The sequence below is a fragment of the Saccharothrix xinjiangensis genome (assembly GCF_039527585.1).
Classification (GTDB): Bacteria; Actinomycetota; Actinomycetes; order Mycobacteriales; family Pseudonocardiaceae; genus Actinosynnema; species Actinosynnema xinjiangensis.
The window spans coordinates 1-6,529 of the sequence record NZ_BAAAKE010000062.1; the positions used below are offsets into that span (position 1 = coordinate 1).

At 67.7% G+C, this 6,529-nt stretch carries 5 protein-coding genes and 1 pseudogene; 4 read left to right on the forward strand and 2 right to left on the reverse strand.

Features of this window, described 5'->3' with window-relative positions; all coding sequences use genetic code 11:
• Together ABD223_RS43150 and ABD223_RS43155 are read left to right on the forward strand one after the other, a co-directional pair.
• Window positions 1-392, forward strand: a pseudogene (locus ABD223_RS43150) (glycoside hydrolase family 127 protein); the annotation flags it as partial.
• A 43-nt stretch (window positions 393-435) separates the two neighbouring features.
• Window positions 436-2,139 carry a carbohydrate-binding protein gene (locus tag ABD223_RS43155; RefSeq protein ID WP_344044137.1) on the forward strand — a complete coding sequence of 568 codons (1,704 nt, stop codon included), beginning with the start codon at window positions 436-438 and terminating at the stop codon, window positions 2,137-2,139.
• 232 nt (window positions 2,140-2,371) lie between these two features.
• Here ABD223_RS43155 and ABD223_RS43160 read toward each other — a convergent pair whose 3' ends face one another.
• Window positions 2,372-2,497, reverse strand: coding sequence for a hypothetical protein (locus tag ABD223_RS43160; protein ID WP_344044139.1), 126 nt, complete (start codon window positions 2,495-2,497; stop codon window positions 2,372-2,374).
• A gap of 48 nt (window positions 2,498-2,545) precedes the next feature.
• Between ABD223_RS43160 and ABD223_RS43165 the strand changes: the two genes are divergently transcribed.
• Together ABD223_RS43165 and ABD223_RS43170 are read left to right on the forward strand one after the other, a co-directional pair.
• Window positions 2,546-3,421: a hypothetical protein gene (locus ABD223_RS43165; RefSeq protein WP_344044141.1), complete on the forward strand. Its 876-nt coding sequence runs from the start codon at window positions 2,546-2,548 to the stop codon at window positions 3,419-3,421.
• Window positions 3,422-3,643: 222 nt separating this feature from the next.
• Window positions 3,644-4,471 carry a 3'-5' exonuclease gene (locus tag ABD223_RS43170; protein ID WP_344044143.1) on the forward strand — a complete coding sequence of 276 codons (828 nt, stop codon included), beginning with the start codon at window positions 3,644-3,646 and terminating at the stop codon, window positions 4,469-4,471.
• 113 nt (window positions 4,472-4,584) lie between these two features.
• Here the strand turns inward: ABD223_RS43170 and ABD223_RS43175 are convergent, their stop codons facing one another.
• Window positions 4,585-5,913 carry an esterase/lipase family protein gene (locus ABD223_RS43175; RefSeq protein ID WP_344044145.1) on the reverse strand — a complete coding sequence of 443 codons (1,329 nt, stop codon included), beginning with the start codon at window positions 5,911-5,913 and terminating at the stop codon, window positions 4,585-4,587.
• Window positions 5,914-6,529 lie beyond the last annotated feature (616 nt).

Here is a 6,529-nt window from a genome sequence, read left to right on the forward strand (position 1 = left end):
ACTGGTCGGCCGGCGCCACCGTCGTACTCGACCTGGACATGCCCGTACGCGTGGTGCGACCGCACCCCCGCATCGACGCCATCCGCGGCTGCGTCGCATTGGCCCGAGGGCCTCTCGTCTACTGCGTCGAGCAGACCGACCTGCCCGCCGGCGTCGTGCTGGAGGACGTCCGGATCGACCCCTCCGACCCCGCGGTCACGGGTCTGCGAGGCATCCCGCAGGCGCTGACCGTCCGCGGCACCGTCGAACCGCCGGCCGCCGACGAGCTCTACACCGCCGACACCCCGGTGAGCGGCTCCACCCCGATCACCTTCGCCGCCATCCCCTACTTCCTGTGGGGCAACCGGACACCCGGACCGATGCGGGTCTGGGTGCCGACCGCCACGGGATGACGCAAGACCTCCCTCTCCCACACCCCCACACACGAGGTGCACGGTGCCAAAGCCGACACTGCGGACCGCGATAGCGGTCTCCGCCCTCACCGCCGCCACCCTGGTGGCCCTACCCCCGCTCGCCGCCTCCGCGGCGGGCAGCACGCTGGTGGTCGACGCCGCCGTGCCGTTCCGACCGGTCACGCACGCCGCCTCCGGTGGCCTGTACGCGTTGGCCGAGGGCAACAGGCCTGCCGACTCGCTGCTGCTGCCGATCAAGATGCACACCCTCACCCAGCCGCCGCCGAGGGTCGGCCAGGCGCCCAACGGCCAGCCGCCCGGCGGTGACGCCCTCCTGGTCGCGCCGCAGGCCGACCGCGTCGGCGCCGCGCAGGTGATCCGGATGCCGGACATCTACCGCGACTTCCCCTACCGGTGGGTCAGCTGGGACGACTGGTTGGCCAAGGTCGACCAGATGGTCAACGACCGGCTGGCCGCCACCACCGTCAGCAACATCACCGCCTATGAAATCTGGAACGAGGCGGACTGGACCTGGAACACCGCCGCGGCCGGCGACTTCAACGCCGGGTGGACGCGCACCGTCCAGCGCATCCGCACCCGCGACACCGTCACCCCCGTCGCGGGCCCCGGTGACTCACACTGGAACCCGACCCGGATGCGCGCGTTCCTGACCAACGCGCGCAACACCAACACCCTGCCGGACATCGTGGTGTGGCACGAGCTGGGGCACACGTCGCCGCACATCGCGGCCAACGTCGCGGCCTACCGGGCCATGGAAGCGGAGCTCGGCATCAGCCCGCGCCGCATCTTCATCAACGAGTACGCCGAGCGCGACGAGATCGACGTGCCCGGCCGTGTCACCAACTACATCGCCAAGCTCGAACGCGCCGGTGTCTGGGCCGCCGACCGGGCGTTCTGGTACGAGTACGGCACCGTCAACGGCCTGACCCACAACAACCAGCCCACCGCCTCCTGGTGGCTGTACAAGTGGTACGGCGACATGGCCGGCAACATGGTTCGCACCACCCCGCGCGCCCAGACCGGCCTGGACGGCTTCGCCTCCTACGACAGCACCCGCCGCCGCGTCGACGTCGTCTTCGGTGACGAGTCGGGGACGAACAACGTGCGCGTCACCGGTCTGGGCGGGTTCGGCAGCACGGTCCGCGTCCGACTGGAGTCCACCCCGGGCTCGGGCCGCTTCACCAACGTGGCCGCACCGACCACGCTCGCCAACACCACCTACACCGTCACCAACGGCGCCATCACCGTCCCGGTGCCGAACATGTCCGCCACCGCCTCGTACCACCTCGTGGTCGAGCCGACCAGCGGGGTGCCCGCCTACCAGCAGCGGTACGAAGCCGAGAACGCCTCGGTGTTCCGCGCCGAGCGGCTCTCCGCGGGCAACGCGTCCAACGGCGGCCACGTCGGCCGCATCGACAACACCGGCGACCCGCGCAACGACAGCTACGTCGACTTCATCGTCAACGTACCCACCGCCCGCAGCTACACGATGACCATCGGGTACGCCAACGGCACCGGGGCGACCGCGACGCAGGGCCTGGCCTACAACGGCGGCCCCTGGTCGACGGTGAGCTACCCGGCGACCACCGGGTGGGCCCAGTTCAGCACAGTGAACACCACCGTCACCCTCAACGCCGGCTACAACACGATCCGCCTGGCGAAGGGCTCTCCCCATTTCGCCGGTGGCACCGGGTACGCGGAACTGGACTACATCCAGCTGATCTGACAACGAGCCGGCCACTGCCGCGAGCCGCAGGATGATCGGGCAGTGGCCGGCATCCACGTGGGCCGGGAAGCCTTTGGTCGCAACCGGCAGCCTCTCGGCGGCAGCCCACGGGGTTCAGGTCCACAGGAGGTAGCTGATGTGGTGGGTCTCGGCCCAATCCGCCAGCCGCTGCGGACGACACCTCCGGCGTCGCCCGGGTCGAGTACCGGCTCGGCGACTCGGCGTGAACGCCCTACACCTCGCCGCTGACCTTCGGCGACGTCGCCACGACGGTGCGGTACCGCACCGTCGACCACGCGGGCCACGTCGAGCAGGTCAACACGATCGCCGTGCCGCGCGAGACTCTCGCCCAGAGCACCACGACCGCCACCCTGACCCGGGCGGCGACGCCTCCGCCCGGGTCGAGGTGAAGGGCGGCCCGTTCATCCCGACGGGCACCGTCCACATCATCACCGGCGGTGACCTGGAAGTGGGTCGCGCAACCCTGGTGGACGGCCGGGCGACCGTCGCCATCGACACCACCCTCATAGCTGCCCGGCATGAGCAAACGGCTACGCCGGTGGCTCCGCACCTCGACGCCATCGCCGCTGCAACGGGTGAACTCGCCGCCGTGCGTCAGAGGCTGACCGACCTGCGCCAGGTCGAATCCGCGCTGGCGAGGCTGGAGGAGGAGCGGCGGGCGATCGACGGCTTGAAGGCCGAGCAGCGGAAGCGTTACGAGGATCTACGCATCGCAGAGTCCGACTGCGAGCACCACGAGTGGGTCGCCGAGACCCTGACCGACATCTTCCGACGCACCGTCGCCGACATCGGCCTGCTCAACGCGACCGGACGTGCCCGCATCGACGCCGACACACTGCTGCCCTGGGTGGACGAGCAACCCTTCCACTCACGCGGCGGTGGCGCCCGTGTGGCCGTGTCCGTCGCATACAGCCTCACGCTGCTCAGCTACACATTGCAGATTGACCAGTCCAGCATCCTGGCCCTGCTGATGATCGACTCGCCGCAGAAGAACCTCGGCACCAACACTCCCGGTCGTGAGCTGGCGCGACGGGTGTACCAAAAGTTCCTCGACGCCCTCCAGACCCGCGGCACCATCGGCGACGGAAAGTTCGAACGTCCCTTCCAGCTGATCATCGTCGACAACGACCGCCCCAAGGTCCGGGGACTGCAGAAGGTGCACGAGCTGGCTAACCGCGACGGGATCATCAAGGGCTTGGACTCACCCCACGGCATCCCCGAAGAAGGCGTGCCGTTGCTTTTCCAGGACGGCGCTGATTAGTAACTGCGCGTTGCACGTCCGTCGTGGCGTCGAGGTCCAGCGTCGAGCTACCGGCTTAGCGGCCGAACTACGAGGGGGGATCGTGCCGGGTTTGGCGTTCAGCGGTCCGGAGGGCTGAGCCGCCGCGTCGACGGAACCTGCAGGCTGATCACTCTTTGGTCGAACATATGAGCGACGAGACGGCGTATCGCCGGTCGCCGTGGGTGTGCGGGTGCATGCTGCATGCCACATCGCGAGTGTGTCGAGGAGGACCAGCGGTTTAGCACGGTGTACCGGAAAGAGACGCCCGCGCATTTGATGACGGCGGCGCAGTTGCAGTCCTTGGGCAAGCAACCGGGCGATCCCCGCGTAACCGAGGGATTGTTGGAGAGGGTGTTCGAGGGGGACGTATGGCGCACGACACTCTATGACTTGCGGTCGGCCAAGCCGTTGCCGAATTCCGCATCGCGCCCGGTGCCGCCGGTCACGACTCCACGCGCTGCGGCGAGCGCCACGCCGTCTTCGTGGTCCGACGCCGCGGTCTGGGCTCGCGACGTTCTCGAAGGCCGTGACGCGGTTGTGCTGGACACGGAGCTGACCGACTTCACAGGCCGGGTCATCGAGATCGCCGTGCTAGCCACCGACGGCACAGTCGTGCTGAGCACACTGGTCGACACGGAAGGCACGCCGATCAACCACCATGCGCAGCGCGAACACGGCATCACCGTGGCCATGCTGGCCGGTGCGCCGACGATGGCGCAGGTGTGGCCACGCCTGGAGGAGGTCCTGGAGGGCAGGACGGTGATCGCGTGGAACGCCCCCTTCGGACCGGGCGCGGTTGCGCGCCGGACATCAGCGGGTCGTCGGCGGCACGGCGCTGCCGGAATGGCTGCTACAACCGTGGGAATGTGCGATGCGTCGGCACGCCGCCTGGGTCGGCGAGTCAAACGGCCAGGGCGGCGGTACCGCACCCACAAGCTGGAGGGCGGACACCGCGCCCAGGGCGACTGCCGGGCCGTGCTGGATCGGCTGCGGCAGATGGCGTCACCCCACGGGCCTCGATCGGAGTGATGCCGCCATACTCGGAGTCCATAGTGGACAGGAGTGGGCTTCGCGGGATGCGACAGCCCGGGGCCGGCACTCGGCGGCTCTTCCGCCGACGTGCCGGCCAAGGCCGGTTCGGGTCAGACGGTGATGCGGGCCAGGATCCACCGGGCCAGCGGTTCGGTGATCACACCGTGCGGGGTGTTGCCGTTGTCCCACTGGAACTCGTCGAGCTGGCTTTGCTCCGCCCGCACCTCCCGGAGCGGCGTGTACGGGTCGATGTCCCATTTCACCGGGTCGAAGTCCAGTGCCAACGCGCTCACAACGGGGACGAAGCAACTGCTGCGGTATTCCTCGCCGATCGTGATGTTCAGCTTGTCGGCGACCAGGCCGAAGGATTCCAAGATCCCCCCGGGTGCTCCGTCCAGAGCGGGAACGGCGCTGGTGAACGGGCGGCGGATCGTGGTCCCGAAGTTCATCCCGCCGATCGCCTGCTCCACGCCGTTGTCCGGTTGGAAGCGCGCGGTCGCGCTGGCGAGCACGCTGGCCTTCCAGTCGAACGCGATCGTGCCGGGCGGCAGGTCTCGGCCGATGCCGTCGCCGGCACCGTTGGCAACACCCAACGTGCGCGGCCGTTTCGGGAACCAGCCGATCTTGCGCAGATCGTCGAGGAACTCGGTGCGCATCGTGCTCGCGGTGGCGGTCGGCCCCGAGTACAGGGCGTTCGGCACCCACGACCAGAGCAACTGCTGCGCGGCGGCGCTGCGGATCAGTTCCGCCTGCGTCGGCGCGTCGGGATCGCCGACGGGCAGTTCCTCGAAGAAGTAAGCGAGTTGCTGGAGGATCAGCGGGATCCAGGCACCGTTGTGCGGGGTGTCGTAGGACAGGTAGGTGCCGGTGCGATGGTTTTCCTCGTTGGCCTCCATCGAGGCGAGCGCGTAGCGGGTCACCATGCCGCCCATGCTGACGCCGCCGACGATCAGCGAGACGTCATCGTTGTCACATTGCGCGATCGCCCGCCGAATGCAGTTGATCGCCACGCCCGCGTTGGTTCGGATGTCGGCGTGACGTTGGTCGAAACCGAGCAGCACGACGTCGATCCCGGCGGCCAGAACCTCACCGAGGAAACGCTCCCCGTCGGCGTTGTAGGGCGAGTTGAGATGCTCGAAAAGGCCGGGAAGATCGCTGGGTCCATAGTTGAAACCGTCCGCGAAAATCATCGGTCGAGTCAGTCGGGAGTGACCATCGGCGTAGTACACGGCTGCGGTTCCACCAGGGGCCTTCGGCGTGGTACTGAGCAATTCCCACGTATCGTTGGCTTCCCTACGCGTCTCGCCGGTGCCGAACTCGGTGGCGAACCACGGTCCCGGCGTTACCGATCCAGCGATCGCGGTCAGATCCGCATTGGACAGTTCCTGGACGTTCTCCGGGGCGGTGGTCTTGACGTCGACCCTGGCTTCCTGCACCATAGTTGAACCCTCTGCATCGGTCGGCTGAATGGGATAATGCCGTCAACATGCAGTATCCGATGCTAACGCGGCGTAACACGTTTCCTCAAGAGGTTCCACTAATTCGGGTGATTCTCGTCAATGTTTGTAACGCGCCACACGCCGCTCGAAAGGTCATCGCTGCTGGTCAAGCGGCGTGTCTGTCCTCGTTCATGAGTCCGCCGATGATGTGGGTGCAGAGCACTTCGCAGGTGTCGCGGTTGTGTACCGCTCAGGGGTGTTGGGTCTCGGGTCATCTTCATCGTGTCGTTGCAGTTCACGGCACAGGCAGGGCAGCGGGAGGCGCCGTGATGCCGTGTACGAGTAGTTCGCCGTGGATGCGGCGGTAGCCCCGGGTGGGTTCTCGTGCCAGGCGCAGCACCAGAAGTCGGATCGAGCGGATGGTGCGTAGTCGGCCGGGCGCTTGGGTCGTGACCTGGCTGCGTGGCGTCGCGCGAGGAGGTCCCGGTGCCAGCGCGAAACTGTTTCCGGGCGTACCAGTAGTAGGACTTTGTTAGGTGGTGTTGACCTGCGGTTTTATGGGTGGTGTTGTGGCCTGGACCGGTTGTCGGCAGGTGTGGCAGGTGCCGGTCCAGGC

Excerpts from the sequence above, each read along its gene's own strand:
- ABD223_RS43175 (WP_344044145.1), bottom strand. The coding sequence starts at position 5,913 with ATGGTGCAGGAAGCCAGGGTCGACGTCAAGACCACCGCCCCGGAGAAC.
- ABD223_RS43170 (WP_344044143.1), top strand. The coding sequence starts at position 3,644 with ATGCCACATCGCGAGTGTGTCGAGGAGGACCAGCGGTTTAGCACGGTG.